Annotated in this window: 17 protein-coding genes and 1 pseudogene; 11 read left to right on the plus strand and 7 right to left on the minus strand. The window is 74.4% G+C overall.

What is annotated here, in order from left to right; all coding sequences use genetic code 11:
- The first annotated feature begins 166 nt into the window (after positions 1-166).
- Positions 167-394, plus strand: coding sequence for a hypothetical protein (locus ACZ4UX_RS22750; protein ID WP_329486410.1), 228 nt, complete (start codon positions 167-169; stop codon positions 392-394).
- Between the two features lie 116 nt (positions 395-510).
- Here the strand turns inward: ACZ4UX_RS22750 and ACZ4UX_RS22755 are convergent, their stop codons facing one another.
- Positions 511-1176 (minus strand): 4'-phosphopantetheinyl transferase family protein, encoded by a 666-nt coding sequence (locus ACZ4UX_RS22755; protein WP_465708022.1) that lies wholly within the window; start codon positions 1174-1176, stop codon positions 511-513.
- 110 nt (positions 1177-1286) lie between these two features.
- Here ACZ4UX_RS22755 and ACZ4UX_RS22760 point away from each other — a divergent pair.
- The 4 genes and pseudogenes from ACZ4UX_RS22760 to ACZ4UX_RS22775 form a co-directional block, all read left to right on the plus strand.
- Positions 1287-1550, plus strand: a pseudogene (locus ACZ4UX_RS22760) (Uma2 family endonuclease); the annotation flags it as partial.
- A 132-nt stretch (positions 1551-1682) separates the two neighbouring features.
- Positions 1683-2612 (plus strand): class A beta-lactamase, encoded by a 930-nt coding sequence (gene bla, locus ACZ4UX_RS22765; protein WP_465707982.1) that lies wholly within the window; start codon positions 1683-1685, stop codon positions 2610-2612.
- A gap of 192 nt (positions 2613-2804) precedes the next feature.
- Entirely contained in the window at positions 2805-3824 is a 1020-nt protein-coding gene (locus tag ACZ4UX_RS22770) for a metallophosphoesterase family protein (RefSeq protein WP_465707983.1), read from the plus strand.
- Between the two features lie 83 nt (positions 3825-3907).
- A complete protein-coding gene (locus ACZ4UX_RS22775; protein ID WP_465707984.1) occupies positions 3908-4237 on the plus strand; it encodes a hypothetical protein in 330 nt (109 codons plus the stop codon).
- Here the strand turns inward: ACZ4UX_RS22775 and ACZ4UX_RS22780 are convergent.
- Complete coding sequence (locus tag ACZ4UX_RS22780) at positions 4215-5120, minus strand: hypothetical protein (RefSeq protein ID WP_465707985.1); 906 nt, start codon at positions 5118-5120, stop codon at positions 4215-4217. The two genes, ACZ4UX_RS22775 and ACZ4UX_RS22780, sit on opposite strands and share 23 nt — an antisense overlap.
- A 281-nt stretch (positions 5121-5401) precedes the next feature.
- Here ACZ4UX_RS22780 and ACZ4UX_RS22785 point away from each other — a divergent pair, with 281 nt between their 5' ends.
- Positions 5402-6235 (plus strand): SMP-30/gluconolactonase/LRE family protein, encoded by an 834-nt coding sequence (locus ACZ4UX_RS22785; RefSeq protein ID WP_465707986.1) that lies wholly within the window; start codon positions 5402-5404, stop codon positions 6233-6235.
- 74 nt (positions 6236-6309) lie between these two features.
- Here ACZ4UX_RS22785 and ACZ4UX_RS22790 read toward each other — a convergent pair whose 3' ends face one another.
- Entirely contained in the window at positions 6310-6567 is a 258-nt protein-coding gene (locus ACZ4UX_RS22790; RefSeq protein WP_359803917.1) for a hypothetical protein, read from the minus strand.
- A gap of 292 nt (positions 6568-6859) precedes the next feature.
- Between ACZ4UX_RS22790 and ACZ4UX_RS22795 the strand changes: the two genes are divergently transcribed.
- Positions 6860-7363 carry a cysteine/serine endopeptidase inhibitor gene (locus tag ACZ4UX_RS22795; RefSeq protein WP_329486399.1) on the plus strand — a complete coding sequence of 168 codons (504 nt, stop codon included), beginning with the start codon at positions 6860-6862 and terminating at the stop codon, positions 7361-7363.
- A gap of 57 nt (positions 7364-7420) precedes the next feature.
- Here the strand turns inward: ACZ4UX_RS22795 and ACZ4UX_RS22800 are convergent, their stop codons facing one another.
- On the minus strand, positions 7421-7597 hold the full coding sequence (locus ACZ4UX_RS22800; protein WP_465707987.1) for a hypothetical protein: 177 nt from the start codon (positions 7595-7597) through the stop codon (positions 7421-7423).
- Positions 7598-7774: 177 nt separating this feature from the next.
- Between ACZ4UX_RS22800 and ACZ4UX_RS22805 the strand changes: the two genes are divergently transcribed.
- The 4 genes from ACZ4UX_RS22805 to ACZ4UX_RS22820 all read left to right on the plus strand — a co-directional run bounded on the left by ACZ4UX_RS22805 (position 7775) and on the right by ACZ4UX_RS22820 (position 11367).
- On the plus strand, positions 7775-9187 hold the full coding sequence (locus ACZ4UX_RS22805) for an NAD(P)/FAD-dependent oxidoreductase (protein WP_465707988.1): 1413 nt from the start codon (positions 7775-7777) through the stop codon (positions 9185-9187).
- A 132-nt stretch (positions 9188-9319) separates the two neighbouring features.
- Positions 9320-10276 (plus strand): DUF6528 family protein, encoded by a 957-nt coding sequence (locus tag ACZ4UX_RS22810; protein ID WP_465707989.1) that lies wholly within the window; start codon positions 9320-9322, stop codon positions 10274-10276.
- A 231-nt stretch (positions 10277-10507) separates the two neighbouring features.
- Entirely contained in the window at positions 10508-10831 is a 324-nt protein-coding gene (locus ACZ4UX_RS22815; RefSeq protein WP_329486396.1) for a hypothetical protein, read from the plus strand.
- A complete protein-coding gene (locus tag ACZ4UX_RS22820) occupies positions 10828-11367 on the plus strand; it encodes an acyl-CoA thioesterase (RefSeq protein WP_329486395.1) in 540 nt (179 codons plus the stop codon). Before ACZ4UX_RS22815 ends, ACZ4UX_RS22820 begins: the two co-directional genes overlap by 4 nt.
- Positions 11368-11804: 437 nt before the next feature.
- Here the strand turns inward: ACZ4UX_RS22820 and manA are convergent, their stop codons facing one another.
- The 3 genes from manA to ACZ4UX_RS22835 all read right to left on the minus strand — a co-directional run bounded on the left by manA (position 11805) and on the right by ACZ4UX_RS22835 (position 17276).
- On the minus strand, positions 11805-13061 hold the full coding sequence (manA, locus tag ACZ4UX_RS22825) for a mannose-6-phosphate isomerase, class I (protein ID WP_465707990.1): 1257 nt from the start codon (positions 13059-13061) through the stop codon (positions 11805-11807).
- Positions 13062-13094: 33 nt separating this feature from the next.
- The gene (locus ACZ4UX_RS22830; RefSeq protein ID WP_465707991.1) at positions 13095-14084 is read right to left on the minus strand and encodes an ROK family protein; all 990 of its coding nucleotides are present in this window, start codon (positions 14082-14084) and stop codon (positions 13095-13097) included.
- Positions 14085-14225: 141 nt separating this feature from the next.
- Complete coding sequence (locus ACZ4UX_RS22835; RefSeq protein WP_465707992.1) at positions 14226-17276, minus strand: alpha-mannosidase; 3051 nt, start codon at positions 17274-17276, stop codon at positions 14226-14228.
- Positions 17277-17314: the final 38 nt, after the last annotated feature.

Consider the following 17314-nt stretch of genomic DNA (forward strand, 5'->3'; position numbering starts at 1 on the left):
GAACGCGGCGGGAACGGCGCCGGAACGGGGTGCCCCGGCGGGCCGCCGCGCTCGCTCGGCCACCCTCGCGGCGGGCCGGTACCGGACGGTCGGCGGCCCGGGCGGATCCCGGAATTCGGCGCCCCGGTGCGGCCGGGGACCGCGAACTGGGCGCATACTTCCAGGGATGACGAAATCACCTGCGCCGAGACGCCACCTGCCCACCAGTCCCTTCCGAAGCGAGGTCCCACCGCCCCTCAAGCAGTTCGAGGCCGGTGACCGCGTGACCCACGACCAGTACGGTCTGGGCCGCATCATCAGCACCGAGACCGCCGGCCAGGGCGCGGTCCTGGTCGACTTCGGCTCGCACCAGGTGCGAGTCGTGCAGCCCTACGACAAGCTGTTCAAACTCTGAGCCGGGCCGGCCGCCGGCAGGTCAGGCGGCCGTTCCGGCCCCACCCGTCCGAGTAGTCCCGGAACCGGCCCAGGCCCCGACGGCCCGGGCCGCCACGTACGACCCGCGTGCCCCCGTCAGCCACGTGCCCCCGGCAGGACGGTGATCGCGGTGGCGAGCAGCCCGTCCCGGACGACCCACCGCCCGTCGAAGCCCCCGAGGCGGTGTCCGTCCACCACCGGGCCCGGAACCAGCAGGACGGCGTGGAAGGTGCCGTCCGGACGCAGCGTGATGTCGGCCTCCGAGAACTCCAGGAAGACGCCGGTCAGCGGGAACCACGCCTTGTAGACGGCCTCCTTGGCGCTGAACAGCAGCCGGTCCCAGGGCAGCCCCGGGCGGTCCGCGAGCAGCTTGCCGTTCCGCTCCTGCTCGCCGGGCAGGGCGATGGCGTCCAGCACCCCCTCCGGCAGCGCCTCGGCCGGCTCGGCGTCGATACCGATCGAGACGACCTCGCCCGCCCGGGCGACGGCCGCACCCCGGAAACCGGCGCAGTGCGTGAGGCTCCCGACCACCCCGTCGGGCCAGCTCGGCGCGCCACGCAGGCCGGGTACCAGCGGCCGGTACGGGACGCCGAGCCGTCCGAGCGCGAGGCGGGCGCAGTACCGGACGGTGGTGAACTCCCGCCGCCGGGTCTCGACGGCCCGGGCGACGACCGCCTCCTCCGCCGGCTCCAGCCGCGCCTGCGGCGGGTCGTCGTAGGCCGTCTCCACCACGACCGCCGCGGGAAGCAGTTCGCCGATCACAGGTCCCCCCTGAATGTGTGGCATGCGTACGACGGTGAGCTTAACCCGGCCGACCCGCCCGGGAGGAGGGCCGCCCGACCACGGTCGAACACCCCCTCCGGGCCCTGGGCGCGCTCCTGCCGGATCAGACCGTGCTGGTCGTCGAAGTGACGTCGCCGTCGAACGGTGAGACCGACCGGACCGCCAAGCGGCGTCGCTACTCGCAGTTCGGGGCCCCGGTCTACCTCCTGGTCGACCGTCAGGAACGCACCTGCACGCTGTTCTCGCAGCCGGGCCGGCTCGGCTACACCCGGGTGGAAGGGCCCCATCCGTTCGGTACCTCGCTGCACCTGCCCGCGCCGTTGGGGCTGGTACTGGACACGACCGGCTTCTGAGCCCGGCGGGCCCCGTGAAGGCGGGCCGGGGCCGTTCGTCGGACGATCCGTTGGGAAGCGGGTGAACCGGTGGGGCTGCCGGGGCGTCCTGAGTTCCGAAGGATCGTTGCCGAACAAGAGGAGAACGCGATCGTGGAGACCTTCGCAGGGCGCCCCGGGCGTCGCGCGGTGCTGGCCTTCGGTGCCGGGGCGGTACTCGCCGCCGGTGTGTCGGCAGGCGGGTCGGCCCATGCGGCGGGCCTCGCTCCGGCGGGTGGGGACGCGGTGGTGGGCCGGGCCCTGGCCGACCTGGAACGGGAGCACGGCGCCCGGCTGGGGGTGTTCGGGCGCAACACCGTCACGGGCCGCACCGTGACGTACCGCGCCGACGAGCGCTTCCCGATCTGCTCCGTGCACAAGACGATCACCGCCGCGGCCGTCCTGCGGGACCTCGACCGGAGTGGCGAGTACCTCGCCAAGCGGATCCGGTACACCGAGCAGGACGTCAAGGACTCGGGCTACGCCCCGATCACGGGCACGCCCGAGCACCTCGCGAACGGCATGACCGTGGCCGAGCTGTGCGCGGCGGCCATCGACTACAGCGACAACGCCGCCGACAACCTGCTGCTCCGTGAGCTCGGCGGTCCGACGGCGATCACCCGGTTCTGCCGGTCCATCGGCGACCGGGTGACCCGGCTCGACCGGTGGGAGCCGGCGCTGAACTCCGCCGAACCGGAGCGCACGACGGACACCACCACCCCGGCCGCCATCGGCCGGACCAACCAGAAGCTGGTCCTCGGGGACGCGCTGGCGCCGCGGGACCGGCGGCAGTTGACCGACTGGCTGCTCGCCAACACCACCAGCGCCGCCCGCTTCCGCGCCGGACTCCCCAAGGACTGGACCCTCGCGGACAAGACCGGCACCGGCGAGTACGGCACCACCAACGACGTCGGCATCGCCTGGATGCCGGACCGCACGCCCGTCGTCCTGGCCGTCCTGTCCACCCAGCGCGACGCCGACGCGGCGGCGGACGAGCCGCTGGTCGCCAAGGCGGCCGCTCTCCTGGCGGCAGCCCTGAGCTGACGCCCCGTGGGTCCGGGCCCGGGCCCGGACCCACGCCGGGTGCGGCGCTTGGGGAGCCGTTCACGCGGTATACACACCGTCTCTGCCGGTCCGTTCAGCGTGATCACTTAGAGATAACGGGTCTGATCCCCACAGGCGGCGCCGGGCCGGTCCGTCCGGCGCGGCGCCGCCCTCCCCCGGAAGGACGTACCCGTGGACCGCAGGACCCTGCTCAGCACCGCCGCCGCCGGAGCCGTGACCGCGGTGACCGCCACCGCGGTCACCGCGACCCCGGCCGCCGCGCGGCCCTCCGCCAGTGGCCCCGTCACCACCTTCAACGTCATCAGCGACATCCAGGGCGACCTCGCCGACCTCGGTGTGGCGCTGCGCGACATGAGGTCCACCAACCCCGCCTCCTCCGGCCTCGCCGTCGCAGGTGACATCACCCCGCGCGGCTACGACGCCGAATACGCCGCCGTCCGGGCCGAGTTCGCCAGGACGAGCCACCCGGCGACGGTCGCCTGGGCGATCGGCAACCACGAGTTCTACGTGCCCAAGTGGCGCGACCCGGCCACCCTGGACCAGGCCGCCTGGCCCAACGGCACCACCGAGGACTCGCTGTTCCGCAGCTTCTACACCTTCGCCGGCCGCAGCACCGTCTTCTCCGAGCACGTCTTCGGCGGCATCCCGGTGCTGACCCTGGGCACCGAGCGCTACATGCACTTCCACGACCCGAAGCTCTGGGACGAGGTGTGGCTCAGCGACACCCAGTTCACCTGGCTCGAACAGCGGCTCACCCACTGGGCGCAGCGCCGCCGGCCGGTCATGGTGATCACCCATCACCCGCTGCCGAACACCGTCTCCGGCAGCCGGAACAACCTCTACCTGCACGACTACCTCCAGGCGGACCGCCTGCTCGGCCTGCTCGGCCGCCACCGCGACGTCTTCGTCTTCTGCGGCCACACCCACTGGGACCTCGGCCTCTCCGACTGGTACGTCCGCCGCGTCGTCCCGGGCACCGCCAACCTCGACGGCTTCTCGGTGGTCAACACCGGCGCCGTGCAGACCGGTTACACCGACAACGGCCAGGGCGGCGAGTCGGCCGTGCCCGGCACCTTCAACCAGGGCCTCCAGGTGGAGGTCCACAACGACCGCGTCGTCCTCAAGGCCCGCGACTTCGCCACCCACACCTGGCTGAAGCAGATCACCGTCCCCCTCGCCACCCCGATGTAGCCCCCGCCACGGACCACCGGAGGAGTGGGAGGTCGGCCGGTCCGACTTCCCACTCCGGTGTGGGAATCCAGCGGATCGGCCGAATGAGGCGTGTACGAGCGAACGGGGAGTCGGCGCCGGACGACCGGTTCACCCTGGCCTACTTCGTCCACGGCGATGTGCCCGGGGCCCGGCACAACGAGGTCGTCCGCAGCGTCAGGGACCTGCTGAAGACCGAGGGGCTGACGGTCTCCGGCTATCGCGAGACGTCGACCGCGCCGGCGAACTCCACCGTTACGGCCCGCCACCCCGAGAGCCGGTACGTCGCCACGGTGTTCAGCACCGGGGACGCCCGACTGGCGCTCAGCGTCACCACGCCGTGCCTGGTGCCTCCGTCCGGTGGGGACGGGCTCAGGCGGGGGTCTTCGCGGTGAGGTCGTCCAGGACGATGCGGGGGCGGGTGGACTCGTGTTCGTCGCGGGCCGGGCGGGTGGAGTTGATGACTTCGGCGATGCGCTCGTAGCAGGTGACGGCGAGGGCCCAGGTCTCGACGTCCTGGCCGGTGCCCGCGTGGACGGTGGTGCGCAGGGCGTTGAGGAGGGCGATGACGCTGCGCCCGGAGAGGATGGTGTCGGCCTCGTCCTCCTGGAAGGCGCCGCGGGGGCGCTGGGCGGCCTCCTGCTGGTCGAAGTGTTCGGCGCCCTCGACCCGCGTGCCGAGGAACTCCCAGGTGTGCGGGTTGCAGGCGATCGCCACGGTGTTGACGGCGGCGGCCTTCAGCAGGGTGGCCACGTGGGCGGGCCAGGCGAGGGTGGCGGGGATGAGGTCGGCGACGCCGCCCGCGTCGACGGGCGGCGCGTCGGCGGCGGGCCGGTCCGGGGTGGGCGCGGCCGCCTCGGCGGGGGTGAGCCGGGTGAGCAGGTCGATGAGCTGCTGCGCCTGTTCGGCGGTGATGCCGGGGGAGGGGCTGCTGCTCTCCTCGGCGTGGGCGGTCTCGGGCACGGGCGTCTCCTTCACGGGGAGGTAGGTGGGATCCGGCGGGTCGACGGGTTCGGGCCGGGGCTGGGCGGTCTCGGCGGCCCGGAGCTGGAGGCGGTGCAGTTCCTCGCGCGCCTCGGTGAGCCGGCGCTGCAGCCGCCGGGTGTCGCGGTCGGCCTGTTCGGCGGACTGCCGCTCCCTGGTGAGCGCGGTGACGATCTCGTCGCGGTGGTCGCGCAGGCCGTCGACGATGGCGTTGAGCAGTTCGGTGCGCAGGGCGTCACCGGTGTCGCGCAGTTCGGTGAAGCCGTTCTCGACCTCGGTGCGGAGTAGGTCCACTCGGCCGGCGGTGCCCCTCAACTGCCCTCCCCTGTAGGTGCGGCACGCGAGAGTGCCGGGACCAGGGTGGCGGTGCGCGGCGGCGCCGGGGAGGTGATCGCCGGAGGCTGACCCGATCCCGATCGTCACTGTCCGGAATCGGATCGTCACACTGTTCGACTGCGGTGTGTGGCTCGTCCGGTGAATCCGTCCCGCCCCGGCACCTGCCGATCCGGCCGGCGGGTGCGATGCTTCCGGAAGCCCGTCGCGTCGAGCCCGCCGTCCAGTCCGAGGAGATGCCCATGCGTGCCGAACCCGTCGCCGACACCCCCTGCCTCACCCTCGGTGAAGGCCCGGTCTGGGATGCGGCCGCGCAGTCGATCCACTGGATCGGCATCCCGGACCGCGAGGTCCTCACCCTCCACCGTCCGAGCGGCCGGCTCACGGTGCTCGAACTGGAGGTCACCCCGGGCACGTTGATGCCGGCCGCGGAGGGCAGCAGCCCGGTCCTCGCGACCGAGCGCGGGTTCGAGTCGCTGGACACCGCGACCGGCCGGACGGAGCTGCTCGCCGCCGTCGAGGCCGACCGGCCGGACCGCCGGATGAACGACGGGAAGCGGGACCCGTACGGCCGGCCGGTCGCGGGCACCATGCAGCGCACCGGGCCGCAGCAGCCGGGGCCGCTGTACCGGCTGGAGTCCGACGGCTCGGTGCGGCCGATTCTGGACGGCCTGGCCATCCCCAACGGCCTGGCCTGGCCCGAGCCGGACCGGCTCTGGCACATCGACACCCCGACCCGGCGGATCGAGTTCTACGAGTACCCCGAGCACGGTCCGGTCGGCCGCCGGATCCGTTCGCTGGACGTCTCCCACCTGCCGGGGACGCCCGACGGCATGACCCTGGACGAGGCGGGGAACCTCTGGGTGGCGTTCTGGGACGGCGGGGCGGTGCACTGCCTCTCGCCGCAGGGCCGGCTGCTGGACACCGTGGAGGTCCCGGCGCCGCGGACGACCAGCTGTGCCTTCGGTGGGCCGGGGCTGGACACGCTGTTCATCACCACCGCCCGGAGCGAGGAACACCCCCTCTCCGGGCGGCTGTTCGAGCTGGCCGTCCCGGGGGTGCGCGGCCGGGCCTGAGGGCGCGGGGGCGGGAGTGCGGGAGTGTCGGGCGGCCGGTGCCGGGGCCGGCCGCCCGGTGCTGAACGGGTGGCTCAGGACTGCCCGAGCAGGCGGGCGAAGTCCATCCCGAGGCTGCCGAGGACGGGCAGCGCGCCGAGGTCGGTGATGCCGCCGACCGGGATGACGTAGCCCTGGTTCACCTCCCGGGGCACGGCCGCCGCCGGGGTCGCGGTGGCGCCGGTCAGGACGGCCGCGCCCAGCAGGGCGGCGCCGAGGGCGGCGCTGCGGAGCGGAACGCGGAACGCGGGGCGGAGCGGGGTGCGGGACGGCGTGCGGGACGGGATGCGCAAGGGGGCCTCCGGAGAGTGGGACGCGTGAACTGACAACGCGTCGTCCGCTCTGCGGTCACGTATCGTCCCGCCTTCGGCCGCTTTCGTAAAGCTTCCTGCTTTGTGTTCATGACAACACATCAAAGGTATGGACCTCCCTTCGACGTCCGGCATACGGTCCTTCCCTGGGTAGGCCGGACGTGCCCGAACTCCACTGCACCGCAGGCCGATTCGGCCTGCTCGGGAGCTTCCGCAGGTTCGCCGGCCTGCCTGTACTCGGTCATGCCGTCCGCACCGACAATCGGAGGGAACCATGCGAGTCGTCAAGAACCTCAGGATCCTGGCCGGCGCTCCGCTCGCCGCCGCCGCACTGATCGCCCTGACCGCGGGTTCGGCCAGTGCCGCGATCCCGATCAACAAGCCGATGACCGGCAAGGCGACCTACTACAACGACGCCGGCTACGGCGCCTGCGGCACCCAGATCAACGCGTCCAACCAGATGCTGGTGGCGGTCTCGCACACCTGGTGGACTTCGGCGAATCCGAACAACGACCCGCTGTGCAAGGGCATCTCGGTCAAGGTGACCTATCAGGGCAAGACGGTCACCGTCCCGGTCCGGGACAAGTGTCCGTCCTGCGACTCCACGCACCTGGACCTGAGTCAGCCAGCCTTCGCCAGGTTCGCGCCACTGGGCCAGGGCGTGATCAACGGGCTCACCTGGCAGTTCGTCAAGGCCGGTTTCGCCGGGGAGACGATCCCGCTGTCGGCGCCCATCGAGGGCTCGACGATCGGCGCGGGAGCGGGCGCTTCGCGCTGACCCGCCGCGGGCCGGACCGGTCGGCGCCCTGCCGGCCGGTCCGGGGGCGGGCGGCCGTCACTTCGCGGTGACGCTCCGGCTGCGGCTGTCGAGCACGGCCAGGGCCACCTCGACGGCGTCCACTGCGCACCGGTGGCGCCCGGTGTGCGCGGCCGGGGCGGGCGGGCCGAGGGCGTCCTGAAGGATCCGTGCGAGCGCCGCCCGCTCCGGGGCGGTGATCTCCGGTGTTGACATGATGGTAACTATAGTTACCGAAATGCTGTGAGGTAACCAGAGTTGTCGATCGGGCCGGCGTCGGAGGCTCTGACACAGTGCAGGGCGGCGTGCGCGGATCCTGCCACCGTGTCGGTGGCCGCGGCGCACCGCCGCGGCATAGCGTCCGGGGAGACCACCGAGCGAAGGCAGGTTCCCGTGGACCGCACCGGCGACGAATCCCCGGCCGTCAACGGCCGCGTCTCCTTCTGGTACGCGCAGACCGGGCTGCCCGAGCCCCGGCCCGCGCTGCCGGGCGACGCCGACGCGGACGTGTGCATCGTCGGTGGCGGGTACACCGGGCTCTGGACCGCCTACTACCTCAAGAAGGCCGACCCCGGACTGCGGATCACCGTGCTGGAGCGCCGGTTCTGCGGCTATGGCGCCTCGGGGCGCAACGGCGGGTGGCTCTACAACGGGTTCGCCGGCCGGTCGGCCTTCGCCCGCCGGTACGGGGCCGGGCCGGCCGCCGCGATGCAGCGGGTGATGGACGAGGCGGTCGGCGAGGTGGCCGACACCGTCGCCGCCGAGCGCATCGAGGCGGACCTCGTCCGGGGCGGCGTCCTGGAGGTCGCCCGGACCCCGGCCCAGCTGGCCCGGTTGCAGGCCTTCGCGGCGGCCGAGCGCTCCTTCGGCGCGGACCGCGTCCAGCTGCTGACCGCGGCCGAGACCGGTGAGCGCATCCGGATCGCCGGCACCCTCGGCGGCACCTGGACGCCCTACGGCGCGCGCGTCCAGCCCGCCAAGCTGGCCCGCGGGCTCGCCGAGGTGGTGGCGGGTCTGGGCGTCCGCGTCCACGAGCGGACGCCGGTCACCGCCGTCGAGCCGGGCGGCGCCGGCCGCCGGGCCCGCGCCGTCACCCCGAACGGCACCGTCACCGCCGACCACGTGCTGCGCGCCACCGAGGGGTTCACCGCCGGGCTCCGGGGCGAGCGGCGGACCTGGCTGCCGATGAACTCCGCGATGATCGCCACCGAACCGCTGCCGGAGTCCTTCTGGGCCCGGACCGGCTGGACCGGCCGCGAAGTCCTCGGCGACTTCGCCCATGCCTACATGTACGCGCAGCGCACCGCGGACGACCGGATCGCGCTCGGCGGGCGCGGCGTCCCCTACCGGTACGGCTCGCGCACCGACGCGGACGGGACCACCCAGCCGGCCACCGTCCGGCAGCTGCGCGAGATCCTCGACAGCTTCTTCCCGGCCGCCGCCGGTGCCCGGATCGACCACGCCTGGGCCGGTGTGCTCGGCGTCCCCCGCGACTGGTGCGCCACCGTGGACCTCGACCGCGCCTCCGGGCTCGGCTGGGCCGGCGGGTACGTGGGCAGCGGGGTCACCACCGCCAACCTGGCCGGCCGCACCCTGCGCGACCTCGTCCTCGGCCGTGACACCGAGCTCACCCGGCTGCCCTGGGTCGGCCACCGGGTGCGCCGCTGGGAGCCGGAGCCGCTGCGCTGGCTCGGTGTGCACGCCCTCTACGCCGCGTACCACGCCGCCGACCGCCAGGAGTCCACCGGCCGGGCCACCGGCTCACCGCTCGCCCGGCTGGCGGACGCCATCTCCGGACGGCACTGACCGAGGGGCGACCGAGCGGCCGTGCTCCCGGCGGCCGTTCGGGCGTGCCGCGGTGGCAGCGGCGGTCGCCACGACGCACGGTGGTCCCGGGGCCGAGACGGCGGAGGGACGGTGCGGGTGCGCAGGTGGCGAGTGGGACTGGTGGGGCTGGCCGTGTCACTGGGGCTCGGTGCGCCGACGGCCTCGGCCCTGCCGGCGCGGCCCGGCTGGGCGGTCGTCGTGGTGGATCAGGGATCGCGCAGCGTGCTCCTGCTGCAGAGCGCCGAGGAGCTGATGGCCTATCGGGGGCCTGGCCGGCTGCCGGTGGTGTGGTCCTGGAGCGCGGACCGCGCGGCGGACCTCGCCGATCTCACCCCGGCGCACAGCTGGTCGATGCCGGACGAGGCGAAGAGCCGGGTGCGCGGCGGCCGCCGCTACCTGCTGACCACCGCCAGCGGGGGGCTGGTGGCGGTGGTCGACACCGCGACCGGCGGCACCTCCTGGGCCGCCGACACCGGCGGCGCCAACCCGCACAGCGTGGAGCTGCTGCCGGACGGCAACGTCGCCGTCGCGGCCAGCACGGGCGGGTGGGTCCGGCTCTACGCCGCCTCGCGGGGGCCGCGCAGCACCGTCCACGCGGTGTACCCGCTCAAGGGCGCGCACGGCGTCCAGTGGGACGGGCGCACCCGGCTGCTCTGGGCAGTGGGGGACGACGAACTCACCGCGCTCCGGGTGGGCGGCACACCGGCCGCGCCGGTGCTCACGGCCGCCCGGAGCATCCCGCTGCCGGAGCCGGGCGGGCACGACCTCGCGCCGGTGCTCGCCGCGCCGGGCCGGTTCTGGGTGAGCACCGCCGAGCACCTGTGGCAGTTCGACCCGGCCGGCGGACGCTTCACCCGGGTGCGGTTCGCCGACGAGGCCGCGGAGCGTGACATCAAGAGCGTCGGCGACGAACCCGGCACCGGGCGGCTGCTCACCGCCGCCCCCGACCATGCGGCGGCCTGCTCCTGGTGCACCTCCGTCCTGGCACTCCACGGTCCGGACGGTGCCCGGACCCTGCGCGGTACGCAGTTGTACAAGGCGCGCTGGTGGGCCAGTTGGAGTGGGTGACGGTCGCTCAGGGTGACGGCCCGGGGTGGCATTCGGCTGATGCGGCAGATTTTATGCCCCGGCAAACTACTCCAATGGTGGGCAGTTTCCCCTGCGGCCGCCCAAACCTCGTATGCGGTGCCCAGCCTGGGATAGCGTCCAGTGCACCGGGGGGTACCTCGCTTGCGTGTGTGCCGCACCGGTCCGTTCGAACGCATCCGACGAATGCCTCAGCTAATTCGGGAGAAACTCATGGGTAATAGCATTTCGGAAATCCGGCCGGTCGCCGTGGACGAGCTGCGGCTCGCCGTGGACTCCCTCGCGGCCTTCCCGGCCCGGGGCGGGGCCGGCGGCTCCGACGTCCCCGAGCGCCTGGCGGCGGTCGCCGACCTCTGCCGGGCCGTCGACGGGGTGCTGGACAGCCTGGTCGTCCAGGCTGCCGCCGAGGCCGCCGAGGAGGGGTGGACGGCGGCCCGGATGGCGTCCGAACACGCCGTTTACTACGCCCGGTTGCGGCGGGCGCTGCTGCCCGCCGGAGCGGGCGGCCAGGGCGATGCCGGGCTGAAGAAGCCGTGAGCGCGCCGCACTCCAACGCGCACGTCCTGACCTGCCCCACCCGGTGGAGCGACGTGGACGAGAACGGGCACATCAACAACGCCCGGCTGGTCTCCTACGTCCAGGAGGGGATTTACGACCTCTTCTGCCACCACAAGGTCGCCGTCCGGGAATCCCTCTTTCCGTCCGGATTCCTGATCGCACGGCACGAGATCGATTACCTGGAACAGTTGCACCACCAGCCGGAGCCATTGCTGGTACGGCTGACCGTGGAGCGGCTGGGCCGGAGTTCCGCGCATGTGGTGGTGAATGTCTGCCGCGATCCGCTCACCTATATGCGGGCGCGCACCGTGGTGGTCGCCCGGGACCGCGAATCGGGCCGTTCCCGTAAACTCAGCCAGTCCGAGCGCCGATTTCTCTCGGCGTTCGTCCCGGGCGAGGCGGTCGAGGCGACGGCCTCGGCGCCGTCACAGCGGGTGCCGGTGTCGGCATCGCGCAGCCCGCTGCCCGGCTCGGCGCTCCGCGCCCGCCGACGCTGTCGCGCCTCGGCGCGCTGACGGCGGCGATGCCGGCACCGATGACGCTGCCGGCATCCAGCACATCCAGCACATCCGGGGCGTCCGGGACCACGGACGCGTCCGGGACAGGGCCCGCAGGGCCGTAGGACGAGCATGACCCGCAGCGCGGGCAGGACCGGTGGGCGAGGCCGCGGCGGCCGGGCCCGCGGACACCGCCGGGCGCCCGGCCGGGCCGCGACCGTCGTGGCCGACGCGACGGCGGCGGGTACGGGGGGCGGCCGTGGCGAGGACGGCGGCGGTGGGGTTGGCAGCGGCGGCAATGGCGCCGCCGACTGCGGAGCACCCGACCGGGACGCCGACCGGCTGCCGCGCTCCCCACACCCCGACGGGGCGGCGGCCGGAAGCGGCCGTGGGAGCCACCCGGTGCTCACCCGGTGGGTCATCCCGTGGGTCGTCCGGTGGGTCGCCCGCGCCGCTCAGCCGGTCGTGGCGCGGAACAGCTCCGCGCCGGCGCCCGTCAGGAGGACCGGGTCGCCGGTCGGCCGCAGGTAGGCCGATCCGCCCGGCCGCAGGTCGAGGGTGTGGCCCGCGGCGCTCCGCAGCCGGGCCCGCCCGGCCGTACAGAGCAGGATCTGCGGCGCGGCCAGGTCGATCCCGGTGGGGGCGGCGGTGGGCCGCAGCCGGGAGAGCCGGAACTCCTCGGCCGGTGACGGGAAGACCTCCTCGATCCCCCGACCGGCCCCCGAGCCGTCCGCAGGGAGCCCGGCGGCAGGGGAGGCGGTGAGCACGGGGGGCTCACCGGTCCGGAACGAGGTCACCGCCAGCAGCCCGTCCACGTCGATGTGCTTGGCGGTGAGGCCGCAGCGCAGCACGTTGTCCGAGTTGGCCATCAACTCGACGCCCAGACCGTGCAGATAGGCGTGCGGCACCCCGGCGTCCAGCGCCAGGGCCTGGCCCGCCCCGAGCCGGACGTGGTTCAGCAGCAGCGCGGCGACCAGGCCCGGGTCACCGGGGTAGTCCCGGGCCGCCCGCGCGTAGGCGGCGCAGGCGGCGGCGTACGGTCCGCCGCCGGCGGCGACCCGCCGCAGTGCCGCGCCCACGGCGGCGAGTTCGGCCGGCCCGGGGCGGACGTCCTCCAGGACGTGCCGCAGCATCGCGGGCAGTACCTCCTCGGCCGGCCGGTGGCGCAGCGCGGTGGCCCACGGGGTGAGCAGCGGGACGGCCAGCGCGTCCAGCAGCCCGGCCGTGGCGGGCGCCGGTCGGAACCCGCAGAGTGCCTCGAAGTCGCCGAGGGCGCAGATTAGTTCGGGCTTGTGACCGCGGTCCCGGAAGATCCGCCGCGGGGCGTCCCGGGGGATGCCGCGGGCCTCCTCGGCGGCGAAGCCGGCCTCGGCCTGCGCCCGGGTCGGGTGCACCTGGAGCGAGAGCGCCCGGTCGGCGGCCAGCACCTTGAACAGGAAGGGGAGTCGCGGCCCGAACCGCTTCACGGTGTCCGGCCCGAGCTCGCCGTCCGGGTCCTCGGCGATCAGCCGGTCCAGTGGGCGGGGGCCCGCGCCCGCGCCGTCGTCCCGCAGCGAGGGCGCGGACGGGTGGGCACCCATCCAGAGCTCGGCCTGCGGTTCGCCGGTGGGCGGGGCGCCGGTGAGCGCGGGGATGGCGGTGATGGACCCCCACGCGTAGCCGCGGACGGGGTTGAGGAGCGGGGCGAACGGGGGACGGGTGGGTGTGGGCATGCGGGGCCTCTCCTGAGGGGGCCGACGGGGCGGCTACAGCGGGCCCGGGGGTGCCTGACACCCCGCCGGCGCCGGGCGGCAGAGCGCCGCCGCGCCGATCAGGCCCGCGTCGGTGCCGAGTTCGGCGCGGCGGACGTCGAGGCCCCGGACGTAGGGCAGCGCGGCGTACCGGTCGAGGTGGCGGGCGAGCGGGTCGAACAGCGGGGCGCCGGCGGCGGCGACCCCGCCACCGATCACCACCCGGTCGAGGTCGACCAGGGCGGCGGTGGCGGCGATCCCGGCGGCCAGCGCCTGCGCGGCCCGGTCGAAGGAGGCGAGCGCGACCGGATCGCCGGCCAGCGCGTCGGCGGCGACGGCGCGCGCCGAGCGGTCCTCGCCCCCGTCCGACGGGCGCCAGCCCCGGGCCACGGCCCGCCGGGCGATCGCCGGACCGGAGGCGATCCCCTCCAGGCAGCCGCGCGAGCCGCAGGGGCAGGGGTCGCCGTCCAGGTCGACGCTGATGTGACCGAGGTGGCCCGCGTTGCCGCTGGGGCCGGGCCGCACCGCGCCGTCCAGCACCAGCCCGGCGCCGACCCCGGTGGAGACCACCAGGCAGAGCGCGTTGGCGGCGTCGCGCGCGGCGCCGCGCCACTGCTCGGCGGCCGCCATCGCGACGCCGTCCCCGGCCAGCGCCACCGGGACGGCCGCCCCGGCCACGGCGGGGTGCGCGGCGACTTCGGCGACCAGCGGGAACGCCCGCCAGCCGGGGATGTTGACCGGGCTGACGGTGCCGTGCCGGAGGTTCACCGGCCCGGCGCTGCCGATGCCGACGGCGGTCACCGCGGCCCAGCCGGGCGCGGTGGCGAGCCGGTCGAGCACCTGGTGCACCACGGCCAGCACGGCCGCGCCGGACTGCTCGGCGGGGGTGGGCAGTTGGAGCCGGTGGGAGAGCTCCCCGCGCTCGTCGACGAGCGCCCCGGCGATCTTCGTCCCGCCGATGTCGAGGGCGGCGAACAGCGGGCGGAGGGGCGGGGCGGCGGTCATCGCAGGGGCTCCAGAACCGGGGACAGGGCCCCCGCCCGGGCGGGCGGGGGCACAGGGGCAGGGTAGGTCCGGCCCGGGCGGGCCCGCGGGACGCCCGGACGGACGGCGTCGGGCGGGCACCCGCCGGGCCGGACCGGGGCGTCAGCCCGCTGCGGCCGTCAGGCGCAGCGTGACCAGCTCGAACGGCCGCAGGGCCAGCTCGACGCCGCCGCCGCTCACCGTCACCGAGCCGCGGGTGCCGTCCCACGGCCGCTCCAGCAGGTCGCAGGGCACCGCCCCGGCCAGCGGGAACGAGGTCGTGAGCCGGCCCCGGGCGCGGCCGCCGTTGGCCTCGTAGACGCGGACGACCACGTCCCCGCTGCCGTCGTCGGCCAGCTTGACGGCGCTGACCACCAGGGCGTCCTCGTCCAGCTCCACCAGCGGCCGGACGGCGTCGGCGGTGCCGGTCACCCGCCGCTCGGGCAGGCTGATCAGGTAGCCCTCGCGGACGGCGTCGGCGATCCCGGCGCCCGGCACCAGGGCGTGCCGGAACCGGTGCAGGCCCTGGTCGGTCTGCGGGTCGGGGAAGCGCGGGGCGCGCAGCAGCGAGAACCGCACCGTGGTCGTGGTGCCGCCGTCCGCCGCGCGGACCGTGCGGGTGACGTCGTGGCCGTAGGTGGAGGCGGTGACCAGCGCGACGCCCCAGCCCGGCTCGTCCAGGTGGACGAAGCGGTGGTTGCAGGCCTCGAACTTGGCCGCCTCCCAGCTGGTGTTGGTGTGGGTGGGCCGGTAGAGGTGGCCGAACTGGGTCTCGGCGGCGTACCGCTCGGTGTGCACGTCCAGCGGGAAGGCCGCCTTGAGGAACTTCTCCGTCTCGTGCCAGTCCACCTCGGTGTCGATGTCCAGCCGCCGGGCGCCCGCGCGCAGGGTCAGCGTCTGGACCACCGTGGAGGAGCCGAAGGAGCGGGCCACCCGGACGGCGACCGCGTCCGGTGCGGCGAGCGACACGGTGAGCGCGTCCACCCCGGTCAGATCGGTGACGGAGTTGCGGTAGAACTGGTCCACGTCCCAGGCGTCCCACATGTTCGGGAAGTCCGGGTGCAGCTGGAGCAGGTTGGCGCGTTCGCCGGGGGCCACCGTCTCGCGCCCGGTCCCGAGGTCCACCGCCGAGACGACCAGGCCCTCGCCGTCCACCGTGACGGACAGCAGGCCGTTCTCCAGCACGAACCCGCCGCCCGCCCGCGCGGTGACCGCGCAGCCGTCCGCGGGTGCCGCCGAGGCCGGCGCGGCGCCGCCGGCGGGCGCCGCCGAGCGGGTGTGCGGGGCGCCGTTGAACACCAGCTCGCGCCCGCCCGCCCGGTCCCCGGCCAGGGCCTGCTGGGCCCGCTCGATCAGGGCCTCCAGCTCCTCGCCGAGCGCCGCGTACGTCGCCTCGGCCTCCCGGTGGACCCAGGCGATCGACGAGCCGGGCAGGATGTCGTGGAACTGGTGCAGCAGCACCGTCTTCCAGATCCGGTCCAGCTCCTCGTACGGGTACGCCAGCCCGGTGCGCAGCGCGGCGGTGGCGCACCACAGCTCGGCCTCGCGCAGCAGGTTCTCGCTGCGGCGGTTGCCCTGCTTGGTCTTGGCCTGGCTGGTCAGGGTGGCCCGGTGCAGCTCCAGGTACAGCTCGCCGACCCAGACCGGCGGGTTCGGGTACTCGGCCTCGGCCTTCTCGAAGAACTCGGCCGGCCGCTCCCAGCGGACCGTCGCCGAACCCTCCAGGTCCCGCAGCCGGGCCGCCTTGGCGATCATCTCGCGGGTGGTGCCGCCGCCGCCGTCGCCCCAGCCGGTCGGGGCGATCGAGTGCCGGGCCACGCCCTTGTCCTTGAAGTTCCGCGCGGCGTGCGCGATCTCCTTGCCCTTCATGGAGCAGTTGTAGGTGTCCACGGGCGGGAAGTGGGTGAAGATCCGCGTCCCGTCGATGCCCTCCCAGAGGAAGGTGTGGTGCGGGAACTTGTTGACCTGGCTCCACGAGATCTTCTGGGTCAGCAGCCACTTGGAGCCCGCGTTGCGGATGATCTGCGGCAGCCCGCCGGTGAAGCCGAAGGTGTCCGGCAGCCACGCCTCCTGGTTCTCGACCCCGAACTCCTCCAGGAAGAACCGCTTGCCGTGGACGAACTGCCGCGCCATCGCCTCCGAACCGGGCATGTTGGTGTCGGACTCCACCCACATGCCGCCGGCCGGCACGAACCGGCCCTCGGCGACGGCCTTCTTGACCCGTGCGTAGACCTCGGGCCGGTGCTCCTTGATCCAGGCGTACTGCTGCGCCTGCGACATGGTGTAGACGAAGTCCGGCTCGTCCTCCAGCAGCGCCGTCATGTTGGCGGTAGTGCGGGCGACCTTGCGGACGGTCTCGCGCAGCGGCCAGAGCCAGGCCGAGTCGATGTGCGCGTGGCCGACCGCGCTGATCCGGTGCGCGGAGGGCACGGCCGGCGAGGCCAGCACGCCGGCCAGCTGCTCCCGGGCGGCGGCCGCGGTGCCGTTGACGTCCTGGAGGTCGATCGCGTCCAGGGACCGCTCGACGGCGCGCAGCACGTCCCAGCGGCGGGCGCCGTCGACCGGCAGCTCCTCCATCAGCTCGCCCAGCACCTCCAGGTCCATGACGAGCTGCCAGACCGTCTCGTCGAAGACCGCGAGGTCCATCCGGGCCAGCTTGTACTGCGGCCGGTCGCCGGCGGTGTCCTTGTCGCCGAGCTCGGTCGGCAGGAAGGGGTGGTAGTCGAGGATCACCGGGTTGGCGGCGGCCTCGACGTGCAGCAGCACCTGCTCGCCGCCGGCCGCGGGGGCGGCGATCCGCACCCACTGGTTCTGCGGGTTGAGGCCCTTCACCGGGCTGCCGTCCGGGCGGTAGACCAGGCCCTCGCACTGGAAGCCGGGCATGTTGGCGTCGAAGCCGAGGTCGATCAGCGCCTCGACGGTCCGCCCGGCCCAGGCCTCGGGCACGGTGCCCGCGACGGTGATCCAGCTGGTGCTCCACGGGGCGCCCCAGGCGTCGCCGACGGCGATCGGGGTGCGCGGCGCGGCGAGGCCCTCGGCGACCGGGACGGGCTCGCCGGGCGCGGTCCAGACCGTGACCTCCAGCGGGACGGACTCCGGGTAGAGCGCCGGTCGGATGCGCTCCTCCAGGACGCGCTTGAGGCGGGACTCGACCAGGCTGCGGTCATCGTGCATGTCAGCAGGCTCCGTTGCGTGACTGAGGGGTGGTGACG

The organism is Kitasatospora sp. NPDC028961 (assembly GCF_055564815.1).